Source organism: Streptomyces actinomycinicus (assembly GCF_016741775.1).
GTDB classification, from domain to species: domain Bacteria; phylum Actinomycetota; class Actinomycetes; order Streptomycetales; family Streptomycetaceae; genus Streptomyces; species Streptomyces actinomycinicus.
Genome location: NZ_JAERRK010000010.1, coordinates 31,348 through 55,718, shown reverse-complemented (window position 1 = coordinate 55,718; position 24,371 = coordinate 31,348). Strand labels below are relative to the sequence as shown.

The 24,371-nt window shown below is 74.0% G+C and carries 17 protein-coding genes; 5 read left to right on the top strand and 12 right to left on the bottom strand.

Annotation, left to right across the window (positions count from 1 at the left end; all coding sequences use genetic code 11):
- Window positions 1-3 precede the first annotated feature (3 nt).
- The 3 genes from JK359_RS20645 to JK359_RS20635 form a co-directional block, all read right to left on the bottom strand.
- The gene (locus tag JK359_RS20645; protein ID WP_201837959.1) at window positions 4-1,323 is read right to left on the bottom strand and encodes a hypothetical protein; all 1,320 of its coding nucleotides are present in this window, start codon (window positions 1,321-1,323) and stop codon (window positions 4-6) included.
- 79 nt (window positions 1,324-1,402) lie between these two features.
- Window positions 1,403-4,141, bottom strand: a complete 2,739-nt coding sequence (locus tag JK359_RS20640) for a SpoIIE family protein phosphatase (RefSeq protein ID WP_236678185.1) — start codon at window positions 4,139-4,141, stop codon at window positions 1,403-1,405.
- Between the two features lie 28 nt (window positions 4,142-4,169).
- On the bottom strand, window positions 4,170-6,686 hold the full coding sequence (locus JK359_RS20635; RefSeq protein ID WP_201837668.1) for a SpoIIE family protein phosphatase: 2,517 nt from the start codon (window positions 6,684-6,686) through the stop codon (window positions 4,170-4,172).
- Window positions 6,687-6,938: 252 nt separating this feature from the next.
- Between JK359_RS20635 and JK359_RS20630 the strand changes: the two genes are divergently transcribed.
- Window positions 6,939-8,360 (top strand): hypothetical protein, encoded by a 1,422-nt coding sequence (locus JK359_RS20630; protein WP_236678184.1) that lies wholly within the window; start codon window positions 6,939-6,941, stop codon window positions 8,358-8,360.
- A 290-nt stretch (window positions 8,361-8,650) separates the two neighbouring features.
- On the opposite strand, the gene JK359_RS20625 is transcribed toward JK359_RS20630, so the two are convergent.
- The 5 genes from JK359_RS20625 to JK359_RS40440 all read right to left on the bottom strand — a co-directional run bounded on the left by JK359_RS20625 (window position 8,651) and on the right by JK359_RS40440 (window position 15,284).
- The gene (locus JK359_RS20625) at window positions 8,651-8,938 is read right to left on the bottom strand and encodes a DUF1232 domain-containing protein (protein ID WP_201837666.1); all 288 of its coding nucleotides are present in this window, start codon (window positions 8,936-8,938) and stop codon (window positions 8,651-8,653) included.
- An 84-nt stretch (window positions 8,939-9,022) separates the two neighbouring features.
- The gene (locus JK359_RS20620) at window positions 9,023-10,390 is read right to left on the bottom strand and encodes a hypothetical protein (RefSeq protein ID WP_236678183.1); all 1,368 of its coding nucleotides are present in this window, start codon (window positions 10,388-10,390) and stop codon (window positions 9,023-9,025) included.
- A 431-nt stretch (window positions 10,391-10,821) separates the two neighbouring features.
- A complete protein-coding gene (locus tag JK359_RS20615) occupies window positions 10,822-11,787 on the bottom strand; it encodes a DUF1152 domain-containing protein (RefSeq protein ID WP_201837664.1) in 966 nt (321 codons plus the stop codon).
- 191 nt (window positions 11,788-11,978) lie between these two features.
- Window positions 11,979-13,343, bottom strand: coding sequence for an FAD-dependent oxidoreductase (locus JK359_RS20610; RefSeq protein WP_201837662.1), 1,365 nt, complete (start codon window positions 13,341-13,343; stop codon window positions 11,979-11,981).
- Between the two features lie 198 nt (window positions 13,344-13,541).
- On the bottom strand, window positions 13,542-15,284 hold the full coding sequence (locus JK359_RS40440) for an NlpC/P60 family protein (protein ID WP_372445447.1): 1,743 nt from the start codon (window positions 15,282-15,284) through the stop codon (window positions 13,542-13,544).
- Between the two features lie 360 nt (window positions 15,285-15,644).
- Here JK359_RS40440 and JK359_RS20600 point away from each other — a divergent pair, with 360 nt between their 5' ends.
- On the top strand, window positions 15,645-17,699 hold the full coding sequence (locus tag JK359_RS20600) for a DUF1996 domain-containing protein (RefSeq protein WP_201837955.1): 2,055 nt from the start codon (window positions 15,645-15,647) through the stop codon (window positions 17,697-17,699).
- A gap of 11 nt (window positions 17,700-17,710) precedes the next feature.
- Here the strand turns inward: JK359_RS20600 and JK359_RS20595 are convergent, their stop codons facing one another.
- Both JK359_RS20595 and JK359_RS20590 read right to left on the bottom strand, forming a co-directional pair.
- Window positions 17,711-18,412, bottom strand: coding sequence for a lipoprotein (locus tag JK359_RS20595; protein WP_307788201.1), 702 nt, complete (start codon window positions 18,410-18,412; stop codon window positions 17,711-17,713).
- Window positions 18,413-18,485: 73 nt separating this feature from the next.
- The gene (locus JK359_RS20590; protein WP_307788200.1) at window positions 18,486-19,124 is read right to left on the bottom strand and encodes a class I SAM-dependent methyltransferase; all 639 of its coding nucleotides are present in this window, start codon (window positions 19,122-19,124) and stop codon (window positions 18,486-18,488) included.
- A 99-nt stretch (window positions 19,125-19,223) separates the two neighbouring features.
- Here JK359_RS20590 and JK359_RS20585 point away from each other — a divergent pair, with 99 nt between their 5' ends.
- Entirely contained in the window at window positions 19,224-19,682 is a 459-nt protein-coding gene (locus JK359_RS20585; RefSeq protein ID WP_201837658.1) for a flavodoxin family protein, read from the top strand.
- A gap of 139 nt (window positions 19,683-19,821) precedes the next feature.
- Here JK359_RS20585 and JK359_RS20580 read toward each other — a convergent pair whose 3' ends face one another.
- A complete protein-coding gene (locus JK359_RS20580) occupies window positions 19,822-20,496 on the bottom strand; it encodes a GNAT family N-acetyltransferase (RefSeq protein ID WP_201837656.1) in 675 nt (224 codons plus the stop codon).
- A 661-nt stretch (window positions 20,497-21,157) separates the two neighbouring features.
- Here JK359_RS20580 and JK359_RS20575 point away from each other — a divergent pair.
- Together JK359_RS20575 and JK359_RS20570 are read left to right on the top strand one after the other, a co-directional pair.
- Window positions 21,158-22,033 carry a Sco1979 family transcriptional regulator gene (locus JK359_RS20575; protein ID WP_201837654.1) on the top strand — a complete coding sequence of 292 codons (876 nt, stop codon included), beginning with the start codon at window positions 21,158-21,160 and terminating at the stop codon, window positions 22,031-22,033.
- A 408-nt stretch (window positions 22,034-22,441) separates the two neighbouring features.
- Entirely contained in the window at window positions 22,442-22,942 is a 501-nt protein-coding gene (locus tag JK359_RS20570) for a hypothetical protein (RefSeq protein WP_201837652.1), read from the top strand.
- Between the two features lie 144 nt (window positions 22,943-23,086).
- On the opposite strand, the gene JK359_RS20565 is transcribed toward JK359_RS20570, so the two are convergent.
- Complete coding sequence (locus JK359_RS20565; RefSeq protein WP_372445456.1) at window positions 23,087-24,133, bottom strand: glycerophosphodiester phosphodiesterase family protein; 1,047 nt, start codon at window positions 24,131-24,133, stop codon at window positions 23,087-23,089.
- Window positions 24,134-24,371: the final 238 nt, after the last annotated feature.

The window sequence follows — 24,371 nt, the reverse complement described above, 5'->3', positions numbered from 1 at the left end:
CGGTCAGGCGAACCGCGAGCCCGGAACGGGCCCGGCGGACCGCACCCGCGCCCGGTCGCCGCGCAGCCACGTGTCCCTGACGGCCGTGGCGAACGCGGTGAACCCGGCGTCGTCGTCCGCCGGGCCCTCCCCGTCCCCGGGGTCCGGCGCCGGGTCGGCACCCACGATCCCGGCGGCGATCTCCGCCGCCGGCCGGTCGTCGGCCGGCCCCCGCCGCACACCGCCGTCCGGGCCCTGGGCCAACTGCTCACCCCAGGGCGCCACGACGGACTGGTGCAACAGCCCCACGCTGTCCGGCGTGATCGCGGGCGGGTCCGTCCAGCAGCTCGCGTGCGCGTGCAGCACCTGACCGGGGGTGCGTCCAAAGAGACTGCCGACGAGTTCGGGCCCGCCGTCGTGCACCGCGAGCCCGTCGAGGTCGTAGGCGACGACCACCGTGTCCTGCCGGTCCGCCTCGAACGGCTCGGCCGGCAGGCCGAGCACCTCGGCCGCGGCGAGGCCCAGGATCTGCGAGTCCCGGTCGGGCAGCAGCGACACGGAACGGGGCCGCACCTCGGCCGCCGCCAGCAGCGCCCGCAGCCGCAGCAGGCCCCGCAGGCACTGCCCGGGGCTGTCCTGCACCCAGGCCCAGCGCCCGTTCATGCCCGCCGTGAACCCGTACGGGGACAGCGTGCCGAGCACGGTACCGCCGATCACGTACTGCCAGCCGCGCAGATCCGTCAGATCGAGCGAGCCCGCCCGCTCCGCGTCGGCCGCCCGCTCCAGCACGCGGTTCTGCCGCTCCCGGGCCCCCTGCCACATCGAGTCCTCGGGGTCGGGCAGCAGCGCGTGCTGTCGCCGGGCCAGCTCCAGATCACCCGCCAGTACGGCGTTGAACACCAGCAGGTATCGGTCCGGCCAGTCCTGGAAGGTCCCCTCGCGACGGGCGAGTTCGGTGACCGCCTCACCGTGCCGGCCCTCGCGCTCGTACGCCGACACCAGCTCCCGCAGCACGGTGAGCGAGCCCTCGGCCCGGCGCAACGCCCCGCGCAGCGCGGGGATCGCCAGGTACGGCACGTCGCGTTCGACGCACGCGTACCCGAAGTCGTAGAGCGCCTGGGCCCGTCCGGGTTCGGCGGTGAGTGCCGCCGCGGCCCTGGCGAGGTCGTCGAAGCCCACCGAGTCCGCGGCCCGCCGCACCACGAGGGCGACCTCTCCGAGCGGCTGCTCCTCGCCCGCCGCCCGCAACTGCCGAAGCGCCCCGGGGACGTCCCCGGAATCCAGCGACTCCCAGGCCTTGCGGAGTACGGGGGACTTGGGGCGGGGACTCCTGCGCGAGAACATGAGGGTGATCATCACCCAACGCCTGTCGTGTCCTCAACATGTTTGTGCGTCGAGGCCGGAACAGGGCCGGCACCGGCGCTCAGGGCAGCGGCTGCTCCGCCCAGATGACCTTGCCGTGCGGGGTGTAACGGGTGCCCCACCGCTCCGCGAGCTGCGCGACCAGGAACAGTCCCCGGCCGCCCTCGTCGGTGCTCGCCGCGTACCGCAGGTGCGGCGAGGTCGTGCTGCCGTCGGAGACCTCGCAGATCAGCGTGCGGTCACGGAGCAGCCGTACCCCGATCGGAGCGCGCCCGTAGCGGATGGCGTTGGTGACCAGCTCGCTCAGGATCAGCTCCGTCGTGAACACCAGCTCCTCCAGACCCCAGTCCGCGAGCTTCCGGGTCACCGAGCCCCGCACCTCCGACACGGCCGCCGGCTCGGACGGCACCTGCCACTGTGCGACCCGGTCGCCGCCCAGCTCCCTGGTCCGGGCGACGATCAGCGCCACGTCGTCGCTCGGCCGGGCCGGGAGCCGGTCCAGCACGGTACGGCAGGTGTCCTCGGGCGAGGCACCCGGTGTCCGGCGCAGGGCGTCGCTCAGCATGCCGAGCCCCTCGTCGATGTCCCGCTCCCGGTCCTCCACCAGGCCGTCGGTGTACAGCACCAGCCGGCTGCCCTCCGCCAGCTCCAGCTCCGCCGTGTCGAACGGCAGCCCGCCCAGACCCAGCGGCGGTCCCGCCGGCACGTCCAGGAACTCCACGGCGCCGTCGGGCCCCACCAGGGCGGGCGGCGGATGACCCGCCCGGGCGACGGTGCACAGCCGGGACACCGGGTCGTAGATCGCATACAGACAGGTCGCACCCGTGACCATGGCCGAGCCCGCCGCCGCGGTCTCGTCCTGGTCGATCCGCCCGACCACCTCGTCCAGCAGGCCGAGGAGTTCGTCGGGCGGCAGATCCAGGGACGCGAAATTGTGCACGGCGGTCCGCAGCCGGCCCATCGTCGCCGCCGCGTGCAGCCCGTGCCCCACGACGTCACCGACGACGAGCGCCACCCGGGCACCGGACAGCGGCAGCACGTCGAACCAGTCACCGCCCACCCCCGACTGGGCCGGCAGATAGCGGTAGGCGATGTCCAGGGCGTCCTGCTCCGGCAGATTCCGCGGCAGCAGGCTGCGCTGCAGCGTGACCGCCATGCTGTGCTCGCGCGTGTACCGGCGCGCGTTGTCGATGGACACCGCGGCCCGCGCCACCAGCTCCTCCGCCAGGGCCAGTTCCTCACTGTCGAACGGCTGCGGCCGCTCGGACCGCCAGAAACTCGCCACCCCCAGCACCAGGCTGCCCGCCCGCAACGGCACGGTGATCAGCGAGTGGATGCCGTACGCCAGCACCTGGTCGGTGCGCTCCAGGTCCTGCGCGCGCCAGCCGGGCTCGTCGCGCAGCCGCGACGCCGTCACCGACTGCCCGGTCGTCAGGGCCCGGGCCTGCGGCGAGGTCGCCACGAACCGGATCCGCTCGCCGACCGGGTACAGCGGGGCGTCCTGGCGCACGCCGGCACAGGCCGCGCGCCGCAGCGAGGTCCCCGGCCGCGGCTCCTCGCCGCTCAGCACCGCGTCGAACAGGTCCACCGTCGCGAAGTCCGCGAACCGCGGCACCGCCAGCCGCGCCAGCTCCTCGGCGGTCCGGGTCACGTCCAGACTGGTGCCGATGCCCACCCCCGCGTCGTACAGCATGTTCAGCCGTTCCCGGGCCACCTCCGCACGGCCGGACAGGGCGCGCAGCTCGGTGGAGTCGCGCAGCGTGGTGACACTGCCGGGCGGCCCGCCGCGCAGGTCGGTGGGCCGCTGGTTGATGGCCAGCAGACGGTCCTTGACCAGGTGCACCTCGTCCGTGGCGATGCGCCCGGAGACCAGCAGCCCCGCCGTGTCGTCGTCCAGGCCCAGTTCCTGCACGTGCCGGCGCTCGGCGTCCGCGGGCAGGTTCAGCAGCCGGTGCGCCTCGTCGTTGGCGAGCAGCAGCCGGCCGTCGCCGCTGACGATCAGCACGCCCTCCCGGACCGCGTGCAGCACCGCGTCATGGTGCTCGTACATCCGGGTCATCTCGTACGGTCCGAGCCCGTGCGTCTGGCGCAGCAGGCGCCTGCTGACCAGCGCGGTGCCCGCGGTCGCCAGCGCGAGCGCGGTGGCCGAGGCCGCGAGCAGCAGCGGCAGCTGCTCCTGGGCGGCGCCGCCCACGTGCGCGGTGGTGATACCCGCCGAGACCAGGCCGACCACCTTGCCGCCGGCGTCCTTCACCGGCACCACGACCTGCACCAGCGGGCCGAGGGTGCCGGTGATGTGCTCGATGACCGTGTCGCCGGCCAGGGCCGGGGCGATGTTGCCCACGAACTTCTTGCCGATACGGTCCGTCTTGGGATGCGTGTAGCGGATGCCGTCCGTGTCCATCACCACGAGGAAGTCCACGCCGGTCGCCTCGCGGGCGGCCTCCGCGCGCGGTTGCAGCACGGCCGTGGGGTCGGGCGAGCGCAGCGCGGCGGCCGTACCCGGCGCGTTCGCGAACGTCTCTGCCACGGCGAGGGAGCGTCTGGTCGCCTCGGTGTCCGTGTCCCGCCGCACCTGGAGCACCTGCGCCACCACGGCCGAGACGATCAGCAGCAGCACGATCACCACCTGGAGCAGGAACACCTGTCCGGCCACGCTGCGCCCGGTCACCGCCGACCGGAGGAATCCGGGCCGACTGCCGCCCGTGCCGCGTCGCTGCCGCGGCCGGGCGCGCGGTGCGCGTGGCTGCCCGGAAGAACGGGGCGGCCGGGTCGCGGGCCGGCCGGGCAGTCGCACCATGAGCCCATGTCTACACTGCCCGGCGCCGTCAGGCGAGACCGTCACCCGAGGCGACGGCCGCTGACCGGCGGCGTGCGGCGAGGAGGAGAGCCACGTCGTCGGGGCGGTCGGTGGCGTGCCGGGCGGTGGCCGTCAGCCGGTCCGCGACCCCGGCCAGGGACCGCCCACCGCGCCGGGCGGTACCCCCGGCCCTGGACAGCGCCAGCCGCAGCGCCGTGATGCCCTCGTCGATGTCCGCGCCCGGCCGCTCGACCAGCCCGTCCGTGTACAGGGCGAGGATCGCGTCCGGCTCCAGCAGCACCTCGGTGACCGGGTACCGGGCCTGCGCGTCCACCCCGAGGACGACACCGCCCGGGACGTCCAGCAGCCGGGTGCTTCCGTCGGGGGAGCGCAGCAGCGGCGGCGGATGCCCCGCCCGGGCGATCCTGGCCCGGCCGGTGACCGGGTCGAGGCGCAGATAGCAGCAGCTGGCGAACTGACCCGGGTCCAGATCGATCAGCAGGTGGTTCGTACCACTGAGCACCTCGTCGGGCGGCCGGTCCCCCAGCGCGAACGCCCGCACGGCGCTGCGCAGCTGGCCCATGGTGGCCGCAGCCTGCACCCCGTGCCCCTGCACGTCACCGATGACCAGCGCCAGCCCCTCCCCGGCCTCCAGCACGTCGTACCAGTCACCGCCCACGTCCATGCCCTGCGTGCCCGGCAGATAACGGCCCGCCGTCTCCACCCGCGGATGCGCCGAGAGCCGGCGGGGCAGCAGAGCCTGCTGCAGCCCGCGGGCGAGGGCCGCCTCACTGTCGTAACGCTGCGCCCGCTCCATCGCGTGCGCGATCAGCCCGGCGAGCGCGGTGAGCACCGTACGTTCCTCCGTGCTGAAGGGACGGGCGCGGTCGAAGCCGAGGATGCACGAACCGACCGGCCGGCCCGAGGCGATCAGCGGCAGGAAGGCACGGGCGCCCTCGTGGGCGTCCAGAGCGATCCCGGGGTACGCCCCTGCCAGCTGCTCCATGGACTCGAAGAACAGCGGCCGGCCCGTGGTCAGGGTCTCCACGCCGGGCAGGTGGGCATCGAGACCGACGCCCTCGAACGGGGCGAGGAACCCGTGCGGGAACCCGGTCTCCCAGGCCAGGTAGAGATGCCGTTCCTGGAGCAGGTAGATGGCCAGGCGCCGGCCGCCGAACGCGGGCAGCAGCTCCTGCATGACCACAGCGGAGACCTGCCGGGCGGTCACCGCGTCCGTCAGCGCGATGGCCAGTGCGATCGGCCGGTACAACGGCGTCATCGCGGGGGCCGCCACCGCGTCCTCCGGGACGTGCACCTCGGGAACCGGCTCCGGCGTGCTCTCCACCCGGCTGGCCGGGACCAGCGTGCACGTCAGCAGGTCCTCGCCGGGGTGCACCGACACGGCCAGCCAGTCGCCCTCGGCGGAGAGGCCCCCGTCGGCGGACGGCCGCTGGACATGGAAGTGCACCGGGTCCCGGGTGACCAGTGCGCCGCGCAGATGGTCGTCGTACGGCGGCCCGGTCAGCCACGGGATCGCCTCCCACAGCGCGTGCCCGAGCAGTTCCTCCCGCTCCCGGCCCGCGAGCCGGGCGGCGGCCGGGTTGACGTACACGATCAGACCCAGCCGGTCCACGCAGAACACGCCCTGCGGCAGCAGGTCGGCGGCGCCGTCCCCGGAGGCCGAGGGGCCGGGGTCGAAGACCACCCCGCCGACGGCGGGCGCGGCACCGTGGACCCCGGCGGGCCAGAGGTCCAGCAAACGCGGGGTGCCCACCTGGGACCGCACGTCCAGCGGAGTGCTCGGCGGCTCTCCGGCGGCCGTTTCGTGCAGCGCGGCCAGGATCCGGTGCGCGTCGCCCGGCGCCACGGCGTCCGCCAGCTCCTTCTCCGTGCCCTGGAACTCGCCGGGGCAGAGGCCCAGCAGGGCGTTCAGCCGGTCGTCCGCGCGCACCGCGGAGGTCGCCGGGTCCCAGTGGAAACGTCCTGCGGTGGCCTGCGCGGGCAGCTTCGCGGGCGGCCGCACGCACAGCGGTTCGCCGTCCCAGAGGATGGCGTCCTCGTCCCCGTCGGCCAGGGCGAGCAGCTCGGCGCCCAGTCCCTCGGCCAGCCTGGAGAGCAGGTCCCGGTCCATGAACCCGTCCACGGCGTCCTGCACCGCCGGGCGCAGCACCGTGATCACCCCCAGCCGTTCGGCCCCGCCCGGCACGGGTACGTGCACCGAGCCGAACTGGAACGGCAGACCGGCCGCCAGCTGCGGATACCGGCGCATCGTCTCGGTGGCGTTCGACAGGACCACCTGCACCCCGAGCCGGTAGGCGTCGGCGACCGGGAAGGGGCGGCCGACGTGCAGCCGCCACCAGGGCCTGAACAGCTGGCCGGGCAGTCCCACCAGCACCGCGAGGCGCAGCATGCCCGGGGTGCTGGACCGCAGGTACACGCCGGAGACCCGCCCGCCGGCCGTATCGAGCGCGCCGGTCGACGCGTCGGCCAGCAGCGCGGCCAGCCGGGCCCGCCTCCGGACCACCTGCTCGCCGGTCCCAGCCATCGGCCCTACCTCGTCCCGTGCGCCTCCGCATGGATGACACAGCAAGAATGCGCCACCAGCGGCGCGGAACGCACCTGGGCGGAGGCAGGAAAGTGCGGGCTCGGCAGGGCCGCCCCCGGGCCGCCCCCGGCCGTCACACCAGCGCCCCACCCGAGTGGCGTGGCACCGGACCCGCTCCTAGTAATGGACTGCGTAATACCGCGGCCGCACACGGGAGCGCACGCGCGGCCGCATCCCTCCCCTGGAGCCGAGATGACCACCCGCTCTTCGTTCCCCCGTCCCGACGACTCGCTGATACCCCCGGCACCCGCCGCCACCGTCGTCCCCACTCCGGCCCCTCAGCTCATGACGCTGCCCGGGCGGCCCCCCGAGGAGCTTCCCGGCGTTCCGCAGACGGCCGGCCCGGCCGATCCCGCGTACGGCGACCCCTTGAGCGGCCTGGTACGGGCGGCCGTCACCGACCGCCCGCTGGAGGACGTCGTCCGGCTGATCACGCTGTTGGAAAGCTCACCCGAGCACGCCCGGACCACCGTCCACGCCCTGCGCGCGATCGGGGTCGACCGGTCCGTGGAGGACGTCACCCGCCTGGTGACGCTGCTGACCAAGCCGCCCCGGGGAAGCGGCAGCGCCGACGAAGCGATCCGGGCGGCGGCCGAGAGCCGTCCCTTGGAGGACGTCTCCCGGCTGGTGCAGCTGCTGCACCGCACACCGGTCGAACCGCACTGCGGGGAGGAGGCCGTGCGGGCGGTGGCGGTACACCGGCCGGTCGAGGAACTCGCCGAGCTGATCGGCCGCCTGGCCGCGGACCGCAGGGGCGCCGACGGCCCACTCCCCGACGCGGCCGCACCTGTGCCGGCCGCACCTGCGCCCGCACGCGCGCCCGCCGCGCCCGTGCCGCCCGCACCTGCGCCCGCGTCGGCTGCCCTCGCACCCGCATCCGGGCCTGCCGCGCTTGGGCCTGCCGCACCCGCGCCCGGGCCTGCCGCATCCGCGCCCCGGCCTGCCGGGCCTGGGCCTGCCGCCCCTGCGTCGGCCGGGCCAGCGCTGGCCCCACCCGGGTCGGCCGCGCCCGTGTGGCAGGGCCTGCGGCCGCCGCGGGGCACGCAGCGGTCGACTGAGGAAGGGTCCGCCGGAGAACGGTCCGCCGGCGATCGGTCCGCTCAAGGTCGGTCCACTCATGAACAGTCTGCCGGAGAGCGGTCCGCCGGGGTGCGGTCGCGGAGGAGGCGGTTGGTCAGGGAGCATGCCGGACGCGCCGGTGACGTACGGGGCCCGGCGGTCGCCGGGTGGGCCGCGCGGGGCGCCGCGCTGCTGGTCCTCCTGTGCGGGGTGGCGCACGCCCCGCGGTACTGGACCGAGCTGGCCCAGGGGGCACTCGGGGCCACCCTGCTCGCCTCGGCGCTGTGCGGGCTGCTGGCCCTCGCGCTGACGGCACGGTCGGCGCCGGTCCGGCTCGTCGCGGCGACGGCCGCCGCCGGGGTCACGGCCGTGCTGGCCGTGGGCCAGGCACTCGGCGGTCGCTTCGGTCTGCCCGCCCCGGCGCACCTGGAGACGGCGACCCTGGCCCCGCCCTGGCTCGCCGGCACCATAGCCGGGGCCGCCGCGCTCGCGGCACTGACGACCCTGGGCACCTTCTTGACGACGGGCAACCCCCGCGCCGAGCCGGCCCGTTGAGCGACCGCGGGATCTCGCCGAGGCTGTCCGCGAGGCACCCGGCGAGCCCCCGCGCCTCGCATCAGCAGGGCCGGCCCGCGCCAAGGCCCCGCGCGGGCCGGCCTGCACCCCGCGTCCCTCGGCGCCGGCCCGCGTCCCTCGGCGCCGGTCTGCGCCCCTCGGCGCCGATCTGCGCCCGTCGCTGCCAGCCCGAGATCCTCGCCCCCCGGCGTCGGCCCGCGCCCGTCGCCGTCGGCCCGCGACCCGCGGCGCGCGTCGTCAGCCCGCGGCACGCGTCGGCGGCGTTCCGGTCACGGTCCCGGTGGGCCCGGCGGCAGGGGCCGGGCGGCGCGGAGGCTGCGCAGGGCCAGGAGCAGGACGCCGATGTCGTCCAGGTAGACGGGGTCGGGCAGGAGGTCGGTGGGGAGAAGCAGATACGCGACCGCGCCCCAGAACACCCATCGCGGCCCCGCCGGCAGCCCGGCCCGCCGCAGCGTCCGCCGGGCCCGTACCAGCCGGACGAGCAGGCCGACGGCGACGGCGAGCAGCGCCGCCGCGACGACCGCCGCGATCACCAGCAGGGTGGTGGTCGTGTCCATCCCGTCTCCTTCCGCTGCGTTTCCGGTGGCGCTGCGGCTGTCTCCTTCGGCTTCCCCCCGCGGGCCCGCTCCGCACCAGGAGGGCTACGACGATCGGCCGTCGGCGCGGCCTCGGACGCCGGCGGTGCCTCGACTGCCGGCCGCATCCGGGCTGTCGGCCTTCCCCGGCCCGCCGGCCTCATCCGGGCTGTCGGCCGACCGCGGCCCGCCGGCTGTCCCCGGCCCGCCGGCCGTCCCCGGCCCGTCGGGCGTGCCCGGGCCGTCGGTCTCCCCCCGTGGGCCCTCCGCCGGTGTACCGGGCGGCGCGGGGTCCGGCGAGGCGTCCGCGGCCGGCTCGGCCTCCCGGCGGCCCTTGGCCGTGAGCTTCAGCCGCTCGAACGTCCGCGTCAACTGCTGCAGTGCGGTCGGCGTCCGGGCGGCGGGCCGCTGCTGCGGCAGGACGGAGACGGGGACGTCACGGTAGGCGGCCAGGGCTTCCAGCGCCTGCTCGGCGGCGTGTTTGTACAGGTCCCGGGACTTCGTCATCGCCTCCAGCGCCTCGGCGTACATGGTGACCAGACCCCGTTCCCGCTCCAGCTCCTCCTGGACGGTCAACAGGGTCCAGTTCTCGCGCAGGTCGGTCAGCGCCTCCTCGGCGTCCCGTGGCAGGGGCCTGGGCAGGGTCGTGAAGTGCCGCACGGCCGCGATCAGCTCGGCCGGCTCGGAACCGTCCAGGAAGACGTTGCGCACGCTGTGCTCCCGGCGGTCGTAGCCCTCCGGCGCGGGGTCCGGCGGCAGCAGCACCGCGCCGCCGCGCGGCACCTCGACACCGAGGTCCTTCAGCGCCCAGTTGACACCGCGCAGCTGCTGAGGGGCGGCCCGGTGCTCCACCACCCGGTGCCGCAGCCCGGGCGGCAGCAGGCGCGCGAGCGGCAGCCGGCCCTGCTCGTCCGGCGTCATCGCCTCATGCACGACGAGGTTGACGCACCAGGCCTCGCGGGCCGCCTCCCGTAGCCGGCGGCGCATCTCCTTGTCGTCCGCGGGCAGCGCGTTGACCTGGCGGAAGTGCAGGCCGGCGACGGTGGCGTGCCGGTCCCAGGAGCCGTCATCGCCCTCGCCGGAGCCGTCTTCGGGCCAGAACAGGGTCGCGGGGGAGGGCCATGCGTCGTCCCAGGGGCGTTCCGCTTCCGCGACGAGCCGCCATTCGTGGCCGTGCGGCCTGCTCTCCCGCGGTACGAGGGTGAGCCTGGCGCGTACGGTCACCGTGCCGGCGGCCCGCCAGCGCGCCTCGAAGACCCGCCGGGCGGGATCCTCGGGCACGGGCGGCTCGGCGAAGTCGTCGATGTCCCCGGTCTCCTTGTGTCTCCGCAAGGTGCGGCGGACGACGTCCTCGGGGGCGGGACCGGTGTGGCGGCCCCGGGCCGCCCAGAGGGTCTGCGGGACGGTGGCGTGGTCGGTGGCGGAGTTCGACATAAGCCAATCTGCTGATGGGGGCGGGTGCGCCTCCCAGTATCACCGGTAGGCGGGGCGGCACGGCGGTGGGGCCCGCCGCCGGGCGTGGCTCTCGGGTGTGCGCCCCGCGCACGGGGTGTACGCCGTGAGCCCGGGGCCCGCGCTGCACGCGTCAGGTGATCGCGGCTCACCCGTGCCTGTCCACCGCGCACGGCGCCCACAATGGTCCTGCGAACGGGATCCGCCCGTCCATCCGCTCAGGGGCGGGTCCCGTTCACCCGACCGGAGGACCACCCTTCACCGGAAGACCACCCTTCACCGGCCCTTCACCGGAGGACCACCGTTCACCGGAGGACCACCCCTCACCGAGGGACCACTTGCACCGGTGCACCACCTGCACCGGCGGCAGTCCCACCGGTGTCTCCGACTTCCCTCGGCAGATCGCGCGGCGCTCAGTGGGGGAAGGCCCGGGGCGGTCGCTGTCGCGGCAGCTCGTCGCGGAATGCGGCGATGGCCGAGCTGATCTGGCGCATCAGGACCGTGCCCTCCAGCCGCCCGAGGTAGAGGTTGGCGCGTGCCAGCGCGGGCAGGTCGACGCAGAAGTAGAGCGCCATCAGCGGGTTTACGAACAGCTCGCTGCCCCGGGTGCGCTCGGTGAACCGTACGTCTCCGAACTCCCCGCGCACCGCCGCGGCGACGGACCCCTGCACGATGCTGGGATGGCTCGCGTGGCTGCGCTGGGCGTGTGCCACCGCGTCCAGGTAGGCGGTGCCCTCGGGGCTCTCGCGGGGCAGTGAGAACGCCCCCAGGTAGCCGCCCTCGCGGTCCAGGGCGGCCAGGTTTTCCAGGGCCAGGGAGTGGTTCACGCCGTGGTAGGCGTCCACCCCGAATCCCAGGCAGGCCACCAGCCGGTACGGGACCTCCTCGATGCCGGCGACGGCGGCCAGGCTCGCCATGTCCTCCTCCGGAGTGCCGAGCCCGTGCTCGTCGCCGCGCATCAGGATGTCCGTGCCGCCGTCCACCAGTACCACCGCGTCCACCCCGCCCAGGTGCGAGAGGAGCGACCGGTAGGCGGCGCGCAGCGGCTCGACTCCGGTGCGGGGGAAGGCGTACACGGTGTCGGGCAGGTCATGTGACTGCAGCCACTGGGCGAGCGAGCGTTCGGGGAAGTAGTCGCCACGCAGCGGGGTGCCGGGGCGGACGGCGGCGACGTCCTCCGCGACCCAGCTGTCCAGGTCCAGGCCGTAGAGGTCGGCGAAGGAGAGACTGGCCAGGTGGACGTCCTTGCCGGCGGCTCGCAGCGCGAGCGCCAGGGGGAGCCCGGCGTAGACGTCGAAGCCGCCGCCGGCACCGGCGACGAGTACGCGACGGGCCTCGCGCAGGCGGGTGAAGAAGACGGGCTCGACCAGTGAGAACACCGCAGGACCTTAACAGGGGCCGCTGCGGAACCCGTTGGGGTTTTCCCCGGACCCCATTGGTGCTGCTACCGGAGCCCGTCGGTGCTGCTACCGGAGCCCATTGGTGCTGCCACCGGAGCCCGTTGGGGTTCCCCGGGCCCGGCCCCCCTCCGGGCCCGGCCCCCCTCCGGGCCCGGTCGGGCGTGCGGGACTTACGCCCCGCTCGCCCGCAGCATGTCCTCACGCTCGACGATCTTCACGCGCTCGCGGCCCTGCGGCTCGCCCAGGGCGCGCTCGGCGGCGTCCAGCTCGTACCAGCCCCGCCAAGTGGTGAAGCGGACGTTCCGCTCGGCGAGATAGGCGTCCACGGCCTCGGGCTCGGGCGCGGACGGGGTGTGCAGCCGGCCGTGGGCGTAGTCGTCCAGGAGGTTGGCGACGGTCTCGTTGGCGTCACCCTTGGTGTGGCCGATGAGACCGACGGGGCCGCGCCGGATCCACCCGGTGACGTAGGCGGACTGCAGCGGGGTGCCGCCCTCCTCGATCACCCGGCCGCCCTCGTCCGGGACGGTGCCGGACTCGAGGTCCCAGGGCAGCTTGGGCAGCTTCTCGGAGAGGTAGCCGACGGCGCGGTAGACGGCCGTGACGTCCCAGTCCTTGAACTCGCCGGTGCCCTTGACGTTGCCGGTGCCGTCCAGCGCGGTGCGCTCGGTGCGCAGGCCGACGACCTTGCCGTCCTCGCCGAGGATCTCCGCCGGGGACTCGAAGAAGTGCAGGAACAGCTTGTGGGGGCGGTCGCCGACGTCCCGGATCGCCCAGTTCTCCAGCGTCTTGGCGACCATGTCGGCCTGCTTGTTGCCGCGCCGGGTCTCGATCGAGCCGTCGTCGTAGTCGATGTCCTCGGGGTCGACGATGACCTCGATGTTCGGGGAGTGGTCCAGCTCGCGCAGCTCCATCGGGGAGAACTTCGCCTGTGCCGGGCCGCGGCGGCCGAAGACGTGGATCTCCAGGGCCTTGTTGGCCTTCAGACCGTCGTAGACGTTCGGCGGGATCTCGGTCGGCAGCAGTTCGTCGGCGGTCTTGGCGAGGATGCGGGCCACGTCCAGGGCGACGTTGCCGACGCCGAGCACGGCGACCTTCTCGGCCTCGAGCGGCCAGGTGCGCGGCACGTCCGGGTGGCCGTCGTACCAGGACACGAAGTCGGCGGCGCCGTAGGAGCCGTCGAGGTCGATGCCGGGTATGGACAGGGCACGGTCGGCCATGGCGCCGGTGGAGAAGATCACCGCGTCGTAGAAGGCGCGCAGGTCGTCCAGGCCGAGGTCGGTCGGGTAGTCGACGTTGCCGAACAGGCGGATCTGCGGCTTGTCCAGCACCTGGTGCAGCGCCGTGATGATGCCCTTGATGCGCGGGTGGTCCGGCGCGACGCCGTACCGGATCAGGCCGAACGGGGCGGGCATCCGCTCGAAGAGGTCGATGGACACGCCGGGGTCGGCGGCCACCTCGGACTTGAGCAGGGCGTCGGCGGCGTAGATCCCGGCGGGGCCGGCTCCGACGATGGCTACCCGCAGGGGGCGCGGCATGATCAGGTTCCCTTCGAGCGTGAATGGGCGACTTGATCAGGAAGCCTAAACTAAGGCAGACCTAACTTGGTACCGGGGTCTGCCCTATGACCCCATAAGGTGATCTTATGCCTTGCCGAGGGGTTGCTTATGCCGGGGCTCCGGCCCGGCAGGCCCGGCCGCACGCTCGAGCGGATCGCGCACCCGGGCCGGCCCCGGTCAGGCCGGCCGTACGATCCGGTGGATCGCCGCCTCCCCGGCCCCGTAGATCGACTCCTCGCGGATCGTCGAGCCCGGCCCGGGAGCGTGCACCATCATCCCGTCGCCGACGTGCAGGCCCACGTGCCGGTCGTCGTCGAAGAACAGGACCAGATCACCGGGTTCGAGGCCGGCCGACACGACCGGGGCGCCGGCCAGGGCCTGTTCGTGCGCGGCCCGGGGCAGAGTGACCCCGGCGGCCTTCCATGCGGCCTGGGTGAGGCTGGAGCAGTCGTAGGAGTCCGGCCCCGTCGCACCCCAAACGCAGGGCTTCCCGACCTGCGCCCGGGCGAACGCGATCGCCTTGGCGGCCCGCAGCGCTCGGGAGCCGGTCTCGGTGAGGGGGGTGCCGGGGGCCGCCACGACGGGAAGTGCACCGGTGTCGCTCATGGCGGCCTGCGCGGACTGGCCGGCCTGCGCGGCCCGTTCGGTCATGCCGCCGATCCATGCAGTCGGTGCCGGATCGGTCTGGGCGGGGGTGGTCCACGCGGCTTGGTCGGTCTGGGCGGGGGTGGTCCACGCGGCTTGGTCGGTCTGGGCGGGGGTGGTCCACGCGGCTTGGTCGGTCTGGGCGGGGGTGGTCCACGCGGCTTGGTCGGTCTGGATGGGGGTGGTCCACGCGGCTTGGTCGGTCTGGGCGGGGGTGGTCCACGCGGCTTGGTCGGTCTGGATGGGGGTGGTCCACGCGGCCTGGGCGGCCTGGTCGGTCTGGGCGGGGGCGGGTTGAACGGCCGCCGCGGGTACGGCGATGTTCGCGGCGTACCGGGTCAGCTGCTCCGCGGCCGCCTTGAGCTTGCGCCGGTTCTCCGTCTTGTGGACGCCGGGGGAGGGGCGGCCGGGCGCGGCACCGGGCAGCGCCCTCGGTTCCTGAACGGGACTTCCCGGTGCGGACGGTGCGGACGGTGCGGACGGTGCTGACGGTGTCGGCGGTCCGGGTGGTGCGGACAGCGCGGTGACCGGGAGGAGGGCCGTCGCGGCAGGCCCGCCGACCGGGTCCACCGTCGCCGGCTCGAGGGCGCGCCCACCGGCAAGTCCGCCTGACATCCACCCGGCAGCCGGCTCGCCGACCGGCAGTCCGCCGGCCAGGTTGCCCACCGGCAGCCCACCGGTCAGGTTGCCTGGGGTCTGCCCGCCGGTCAGCTCACCTGCCGTCCGCCCGCCGGCCAGTTCGCCCGCCGGCAGCTCACCGGTCGGTTCGCCGACCCGCTGCGTACGGCTCGGTTCGGCGGGCGTCTGTGTGCCGGTCAGCTCGGCCACCGCTCGGCCCGGCGGCCGGTCCCCCGTCGGGCTTCCGCTCGTCAGCTCGGCCACCGCACGGCTGCCCATCCCGCGCTCCAAGGCCTGCGGTGCCCGTGCCGACGACCCCGGTTCCAGGGCCTGGCGTTCGCCGGAGACGAGGGAGTCGGCCCCGCTTCGGCCCCAGGAACCTGTCGACGCCGCGGTGCGGTCGGGCAGGCGGTCGGCAGGGAGTGCCGCGGGGACGGTCGGGCCGAGTTTCGCGCGTGCCGCGTCGAACCACTGCCGGGCCACCTCGTCCAGCGCCGGATCCGGTCGCCGGCCCCGCTGCTTGGCCAACGGGACACCGCGGGACCGCCGCTGGGCGGCCATGGCCCGGGTCACGTTGAAGGTCCCGGTGTCGCTCTCGGCCTGGTCGTAGAGGGAGTCGATCCGCTGCCGAACCTCGTCGCGGCTCTCCGGCACCATGGAAGACGTGCTCCTTCCTTGCCCCGCAGGGCAGTTGGACGGCTCGCCGAGACCTGAGCCGGGCGGCCTCGCGTCAACCTAGCCAACGTGTGTACCTCGTGTGAAGGTTGAGGTGTGAAATGTCCGATACATATTCGTGATGTTCGCAGTGACGTTCGGGTGGGAAGGGGTTGGGGCCATGGTTTCCTGTGAGATCCCGGTGAATTCGAGATTCTGTTGAACACGGTGGACCCGCCCTCCGTATGAAGCCGGGGAACTCCATGCCCGACCGGCGATCACACACAGGGGACGACCTTGGTACGCAACAGGCGCAGACGCCCGACCGGCGCACGACGCGCGACCCTCGCAGCAACGGCCCTGATGCTGGGCGGCGCCGGGCTGGTCGCCGTGAACGTCTACGCCTCGGCCAGTGAGGGCTGGGGCGGCGGGTCCGACTCCACGGGACAGGTCCTGTCCGCGGGCATGGCGACGATCGACTGCCCCGACGTCGGCAGCCGGCTGACGGACGTGCCGGACACGGCCCGCCAGGACGTCGACCGTGAACTCGCCGCGCTCGACCGGCAGACGGCGGCGGCGTACCAGCAGCTCCAGCAGTGGTCACGCAACGGTGGCCAGGACACCGGCGCCGCCGACGACAGCATCATGAACCCGCTGAACGAGAAGCGGTCCGCGTCCATAGGACGGATCGGCGAGGCCATCGACCGGGCGGGGGAGCGCCCGCAGGGCCTCGACGGCCTGGCCACCTGCACCCTGCGCCCCGGTGAGAGCGCCGCACCCACGGACGCCCCGAACGGCGGCGCCCAGCAGGGCGGTGCCGGTCAGGGGCAGGCCGGCGCGGGCCAGGGCGGCAACGGGCCCGTCGCCTCCGACTACCAGGACATCACCGCCGTACCGCCGGAGGAGGCGGCCCCGGCCGCGCGGGACGGCGCCTCGCGCGGCACGTTCACCTCCGACTGCGGGGTCAACGCCGACGGCCTGTTCAACTCCGACAACGTCATCGTCGCCCCCGGAGTCACCAACGGCGCCCACCACTTCCACGACTACATCGGCAACCAGAGCAACAACGCCTTCGCCAGCGACGAGGACCTGGCGGACGCCGACACGAGCTGCGTGGACCAGGGTGACAAGTCGACGTACTACTGGCCGGTGCTGCGCCTGCAGAACGGCACCCAGGAGCGCGACGCCGGGGCGCCCGGCGGCGGTACGGAGGGCAACGCGGGCCAGATCGTCACGCCGAAGCAGGTGACGCTGACGTTCGTGGGCAACCCGCGCGAGAAGGTCACCGCCATGCCCCGGCTGCTCCGCATCATCACCGGCGACGCCAAGGCCTTCGTCAACGGCCCCGGCAACGCCAACGCCTCCTGGAGCTGCACCGGTTTCGAGAACCGGCAGCTGAAGGACAAGTACCCGCTGTGTCCGCAGGGCAGTGACGTGGTCCGCACGTTCCGGTTCCAGAGCTGCTGGGACGGCCGCAACATCGACAGCGCCAACCACCGCACCCACGTGGCCTTCGCGGCCGGGGACGGCTCCTGCCAGGCGGGCTTCCGGCCCATTCCCCAGCTGGTCCAGCGCATCGTCTACGACGTCGACGCGCCGAGCCTCGGGGACGGTGGCCGTTCCGTCCCGCTGTTCGCGGTGGACTCCTTCCCCGAGCAGCTGCACAAGCCCGTCACCGACCACGGCGACTTCATCAACGTCTTCGACGAGGACCTGATGGACGAGATGGTCGACTGCATCAACTCCGGCCGCACCTGCGGGGCTTCCGGTGGCGACGACGACGGTTCGACGGCGGCGCCGACACCCACGGCGGGTGACGGCAGCGGTGAGACCCCCGGCTCCGGTGACACCCCCGGCTCCGGCGAGACTCCCGGCTCCGATGAGACCGGCTCGGATGAGACCCCCGGCTCCGGCGAGACTTCCGGCTCCGGCGAGGGCACCACGGCGGAGCCCGGCGGGGACGCAACCACCGCCCCGGCTCCGTCTGCCTCCGGCCGGGGCGAGGCGCCCAGGACGGACCCGACGACCGAACCGGCCCGCTCCACCGAGGACGGCCGGACCCGCACCGACGACCAGACGCGTACCGACGACCAGGACCGGACCCGTACCACCAAGCACGACACTGCCGACAAGCCCGGCAAGGCGGACCCGGCCGCATCATCCACGTCCCGGCCGGAACCGGCGCACTCCGCCCCGGCCCGCTCGACGTCGTCCGAACCCGCCGCCGCAGCCGCAGCCGCCGCCGGCAGCACCGGCGGAGACGTCCCGCCCCCCGGGCCCTCGATCCAGCCCCAGGCCCAGGGAACCCGGGGCGGGCTGGCGGAGACGGGCGCACAACTGTGGCCCGCCGCCATCGGCATGCTGCTCGCCCTGTCGGGGGTGGTCATGCTGGTGCGCGCCCGGCGTCTGCGCTACTGACCGCCGGGTCCTCAGACGAGCTTGAGGGTCTTCTTGGCGAGGTCGTAGGCGGGCCGCATCTGTTCGTGCTCCTCGGTGTCCATGCCACCGAGGTGCAGGACGACCGGCCCGTCCGGCGTGCTGACCGCGAAGGCGCTCTCCTTCTTGGTCTCCTCGAGCAGCTTGCTCGTGTAGAGGTACTCGACCTCCACTGCGGAGACGCCGCCGCCGGTCTTGAAGGAGCGGTACTTCGCCTTGCTGACGCCGTCCTCGGCGGCGACGAACGCGCGCAGTACGCCGCCCGCGTCCGCGTCGCCGGCCTTCCCGGTCCACACGCGCAGGAAGCCGATGTTGCCGGCCGGCTTGGCGTCGATCTCGCAGGCCGCGGTGACCGGCCCCTGCCGGAGGAAGGCCTCGGCGAACGCCCCGCTCAGGTCGTCGTCGCTCTTCTTCGAGGCCTTGTCCAGCTCCTTGCCGGCGTCGATCGACTTGGCCTTCCAGCGCTTGGCGACGTCGAAGCTGACCGGCAGCTCGCAGGCCGAACCGGCAGGACCGATCGTGCCGCCGGCCGCAGCCGTGTCCTTCGCCTCCGCGCCCGTGTCCCCGGCGCCCGCCGAAGACTTCGGGGGCCTGCTTCCGTCACTCTTGGCCGACTGAGCACACCCGCCGAGCACCGCGGCAAGTGCCACCGCGACGACCATACGGCCGCTCACGGCCCCCACCCTGACCTGCACTGTTGTCTCCCCTCCGGTTCAGAGCCGTCACTGTAACCGAGGGCGCCGACAACGCCGAACGCGTTTGTGCGGCTCATCCGTCACGGCGGGCGTGCAGGAACAGATGGGGTTCCGGCACGGCGTCGGGGTGCTCCGGCGTGAAGAGGGTCTGCTCCTCGGCCAGCACGGTCAGGCCGGCCTTCGCCACCATCTCGCCGAACGCCTCCGCGCCGAAGCTGGTCACCCGTACCGGCTGCCCCATGAAGACCGCCTCGACGTCCTCCACGTCCAGGGGCACGGTGGCCAGCACGACGAGGCCGCCGGGCCGTACCGCCCGGGCGAGCTTCGCCACCACGGCCGCCTGCTCGGCGCGGGACATCTGCAGCAGCGAGAAGTACCCGCACACCGCGTCGAAAGAGCCCTCCGCGAGCGGTGCCTCCCGGATGTCCGCGAGCCGGAACTCGGCCTCCGGCACCTGCCGGGCGGCCAGGCCGACCATGACCGGTGAGACGTCGAGGCCGAGCACCCGGTGTCCGGCCTCGACGAGGGCCTGGGCCGTCGGCCGGCCGGTCCCGCTGCCCACGTCCAGCACGCTGCTCCCCGGCGCCAGCTCCGCCAGCAGCCGGCGCAGCGACGCCCGGTGAGCCGCGGAGCCGGCGAAGGCGCGCTCGTAGTCCGTTCCCAGCGCGTCGAACACCACGGCTGCCGGTGCCCGGCGGTCCTCCTCGGCCACGACGACCCCTCCCGTCCTCCCGGGGCGTACCGCGCCCCGCCTCCGGCGATGCCCGCCGCCGTTTGCCAGGGGCGGCACACGCACGGCAGGGTGCCGCATGTGCCTACCCTGCTGATCGTCCATCACACCCCGTCCCCCCACTGTCAGGCCCTGTTCGAGGCCGTCGTCTCCGGCGCCACCACCCCGGAGATCGAGGGCGTGCGTGTCGTACGCCGGGCGGCCCTGTCCGCCACCGCCTCCGACGTGCTCGAGGCCGACGGCTACCTGCTCGGCACGCCCGCCAACCTGGGCTACATGTCCGGCGCCCTCAAGCACTTCTTCGACCAGATCTACTACCCGTGCCTGGACGAGACCCGGGGCCGGCCGTTCAGCTACTACGTGCACGGCGGCAACGACGTCACCGGCGCGGTCCGCGCCGTCGGGACCGTCACCACCGGCCTCGGCTGGCGCCTGGCCGCCGATCCGGTGACGGTCACCGGCGAGCCGGGCAAGGCCGACCTCCAGGCGTGCTGGGAACTGGGAGCCACGACCGCGGCGGGCCTGATGCCCGGCGCCTGACACAAGGACCCCGGGCCGCTGCCGCCCGACACCGCCCGACACTGCCCGGCACCGCCCGGCACTGCCCGGCACCGCCCGACACTGCCCGGACCGGGCCGGCACTGCCCGGACCGGGCCGGCCGGGGTGGTGCCAGACGTCTCAGTCGGTCGCCGTGAGGGCGGGGCAGCGGGAGGGCGCTGCGGTGTCGTTCCGGTGCCAGAGGGCGTCGATCACGCGGCCGTCGGACAGGGTGTGCCGGGGCGGGCCCTCGTCCGGGACGAAGCCGGCGCGGGCCAGGGCCCCCCGGCTCGCGGTGTTGCCGGGCTCGGCTCCCGCCCGGATCGTGGCCAGCCCGAGATGGGTGTGGGCCAGCTCGACGCCCGCACGGAACAGTTCCCCGCCCAGGCCCCGGCCGCGACAGCCCGGCGCGAGCCAGCCGCCCATCTCGCCCTGCACATGCTGCAGTTCCAGGGCGCCGGCGTAAGTCAGGTCGGATCTGCGCACGCACACCAGGAGCAGCGGGTCGTCCGGACCGGGTGCGTACGGCTCGGCCAGCTCACGCGGTATCCGGCGGCCGTCGTCACCGGCCGGCCGCCAGGCCAGCAGGGCTCGGCGGACACCGGGATCGGGCACCACCTCGTCCGCCAGGGTGCCGAGCCAGCGCTGCGCCTCCGCGTCCGCGCTCGCGGCGACCGCCGCCGCCACGTCCAGGCGGGTCCGCGGCGTGAACAGCAGCAGCCGTTCGGTGGCCAGCACATGCCGGCCCGGCGTACACCGCCCCGGCACGGGGAGCCGGGATGCGGCCCGTCGCCGGCGGATCAGCGACCAGACCATGAACTCTCCCCGTCGGATCGGCACGTGCGGCGGACGCGCACCCCGGACGGGTTCACGCCTCGCCGACCGGTGCGGATGCCCCGCACCGCGGTGAATCTAGCGGGTCGGGGACGGGGGCCGTCGGGGGAGGCCCGTCACCGCGTCCGTGTCACCCGGCCTGCTCCTGGGAGCCCGGTCCGGGGCGGGTACGGGTCCAGGAGGGGTCGGCGGCCGGAGCGGGGGTGGGGGCGGGGGTGGGTGAGGTGTGGTGCATGGGGGGGTCCTTCGGACGAGTGGGGGTGGTCCGGGCGGAGCGCAGACGGCGGCGTTGCCGGGGCGTGCGGCCCCGGAAGCGAGCCGGTCGGGGCCGTCGGGCCCAGGGAGTCGACCAGGGTGCTCGCCGCCGGGGCGAGGTGTCGTCCGGCCGCCGGGGCGGCAGACGGCCACCGCCTCCCGGGAGGCGGTGGTGCGGACCGTCTCCCTCAAGCCGGCGCCACCGCCTGCTCCTTGGCCGGCCGGAGCGGTGAGTCCACTCTGGCAGCTGCCGACAACGCTCCGCAACCAGCAAGTTGAAATTTGCAATCGGCCAAGTGCATGCTGCATCCGCCAGATCGTGATCGAATGGGTGCGGGGACGCGATCGTGTGTGAGGGTGGTCCGGAGACCGGACGAGGGGGGTGGGCGTGACCACGGAGACCGACTGGGGCGGTGCCCCGTCCGTGCTGCGCATGATCCTCGGCAGACAGCTGGAGGAACTGCGCACCCGTGCCGGACTCAGCTATGCCGAGGCGGGTGCGGCGCTCGGGGTCAGCCACTCCACGATCCGCCGCATGGAGGCGGCCAAGGTCGCCCGGCTGCGACTCGCGGACGCCGAGAAACTGCTCCAGGTCTACGGCGTCACCGGCCGGCAGGAGATCGACACTTTCCTGCAGTCCGTGCGCGAGGCCAACAAGCGCGGCTGGTGGCACGCCTACCGTGACGTCGTGCCCGACTGGCTCGCCGCCTACCTCAGCCTGGAACAGGCGGCCGTGCAGATCCGCGGGTACGAGAACCAGTTCGTGCACGGCCTGCTGCAGACCGAGGACTACGCACGTGCCCTGCTGACCACCGCCGATCCGCACGCGTCCGCCGAGGCCACCGAGCGCCGGGTCGCCCTGCGCATGCGCCGCCAGGAGCTGCTGGCCCGGCCGGGACCGCCACGGCTGTGGGTGGTGATGGACGAGACCGTGCTGCGCTGGCCGGTCGGCGGGCCCGAGGTGATGCGGGCCCAGATCGACCACCTCATCGAGGTCAGTCGGCTGCCCCACGTCACCGTGCAGCTCATGCCGTTCGCCAACGGGCCGCATCCCGCCTTGCGGGCCGGAACCTTCCACCTCTTCCGGTTCCGCGCACCCGAACTGCCCGACATCGCCTACCTCGGCGGGCTCGTCGGGGCCCTCTACCTCGACAAGCCCGAGGACGTCGTCGTCTACCTCGAGGCCCTGGACCGGCTGAGCGCCCAGGCCGCGTCCGCGAGGAGGACCGAGAGCCTGCTCGGCGCGCTGCGCAAGGAGTGGTGACCCGCACCCCTGACGCAAGCACCCGGCCCCTCGACCGCATGGGAGACAGGCGTCGCCCGACGACGGCCGGCCGCCCGGACCGGCACCGAGAACGCCCGCCCGCATCCACGACTGCACGAGGACACCGCGACGTACGGCGCGGTGGCCCGTGAGCCGTGACAGACCCGGGGCCGGGGTCCGACCCACCTTCCGGACCCCGGCCCCGACCCACCTTCCGGACACCGGCCGGTCCGCCCCCGACGCCCTTGTGACCGGAATTCGCCCCAACCTTTTCCGCATCTCACGTGCGGGGATCTGCCGGAGAGAGAATGCGGGGAGAAGCGGAACCAGTGCCCGGGAAATGGGGTCTTAAGGTCCGTCGAAGGCCGGGATCAGCCCGGCCGCGAAAAAACCGGGGGAATGAGAGACATGTCCGTCCGTAGCCGCAAGACCCTCTTCACCGCCGCGGCCCTCACCGCCGGCCTCTCCCTGGCCGCCGTCACGCCCGCCCTCGCGGGGGCCTCCGCCGACCACACCACCCGCGCCGCCGCCGTGTCGTCGGCCCAGGGCGACCCGCGCAACGTCACCCAGCACGTGGCCGACTTCTACGGCGCCTACATCGACTCCGTCTGGGCCACCGACGACCCCGGCGCCGCTGCCGCCAAGAAGGCCCTGCGCGGCTTCTACCTCTCCGGCGCCGCCCAGAAGAAGGTCGCCGCGTTCGAGAAGAAGCAGCACGCCGACGGCATCCTGTTCGCGCAGAACGTGCCGGTGAAGTGGAAGGTGGCGTACACCGGTTCAGGCATGGGCCACGCCACCAGCAGGGTCACCCTCACCTGGGGTGACGGGCCGCACGCCCAGGTCAGCCGGATCGACGTGCAGTCCGACCTGAAGACCCTGAAGATCACCGACCTGAAGCCGGCCGGCTGACGCCGGCCCCCCCACGGGCGTGCGGTCCCGCCCCGCCCCATTCGGGGCGGGACGCACGCCGTCGGTCCGCTCAGCCACGGCGGGGCGGGACGCACGCCGCCGGTCCGCTCGGCGGCGGGTCGGGACGCGGGCCGTCGGCCCCGCTCAGCCGCGGCCGTGCGGGTGGTACGGCCGCGGCAGCCGCATACCGCGGTCGGCCATGATCTGCCGTACGTGGTTCGGGTAGTCGGTGATGACGCCGTCGACGCCCATGTCCATCAGCGCCCGCACGGTCGCCGGGTCGTCGCAGGTCCAGGGGACGACCTTCAGGCCCCGGGCGTGCGCCTCCTCGGCCATCGCCGCGTCGGAGTAGAACCGGAACCCGGGGTCACCGACCTTGCCGTTCTGCGGGAAACCGTAGTTGGGGGAGAGGGTGGCGACACCGGGCAGCGTCGCGGCCGCCCGGACGAAGTCGCCGTCGTAGTCGTCCGCGTCGATCCCGCCCAGCCACGGGGACGCGCCGGGCTTGCCCACCTGGAGGAAGTCGTAGTTCGTCAGCGCCACCAGCGGCCACTTCGGCGCCAGCCGGTGCATCAGCTTCAGCGCACCCCAGTCGAACGACTGGATGGTGACCTGCCGCTCGATGCCCGACCGGTGGATCTCCTGGTACACCCGGCGGACGAACACCCCGCGCGGCGCGGTCTGTTCGGGCGCGCCCGCCTCCACCTTGGTCTCGATGTTCAGCTTCACCCCCCAGGCGTGGTAGCTCTTCACCAGGTTCAGGACGTCCTTCAGCTCCACCATCCGGAAGCCCTTGACGACCTCCTGCTCGGGGAACCCGGGCAGTTGCCGGTAGCCGCAGTCCAGGGTCCTGAGCTGAGCCAGGGTCAGGTCCTTGACGTACTTGCCGACGTACGGGTACATCGGGTCGCCGGGGGTCACCGGGCCGGTGTCCATGCACTTCACGCCGCTGATCTGACGGTCGTGCTGGACGACGACCTTCAGGTCCTTGGTGACGTGGGTGTCCAGCTCCAGCGTGGACACCCCGAGCCGCAGCGCCTTGCCGAAGCCCTCCAGGGACTCCTCGGTCGTCATGCCGATGCCGCCGCGGTGCGCCTGGAGGTCGAAGCGTGCCCGCGCGGGACCGCCGGGCGCGGCCTGCGCGGCCACGGGGGAGACCAGCACCGGAAGCAGGGCCAGGCCGGCGAGCAGGGAACGTACGGGCGGGGACGGGTGCCGTACGCGTCGGGACGGGTGCCGTACGGGCGGGGGCAGGTGTCGTACGAGCGCGCCGAGGGCGGCGCCGAGTGCGGAGGTCGAGTGACGCACGGGGGCTCCCTGTTGTCGAGGCGCCGCGCATTCTCGCAACGCCCCGGCGGGACGGGCCACCCTCCGGACTGAACATTGACGCAAACGCAGTTGAACGCCGGAGGCCCGGCCCTCGCTCCGC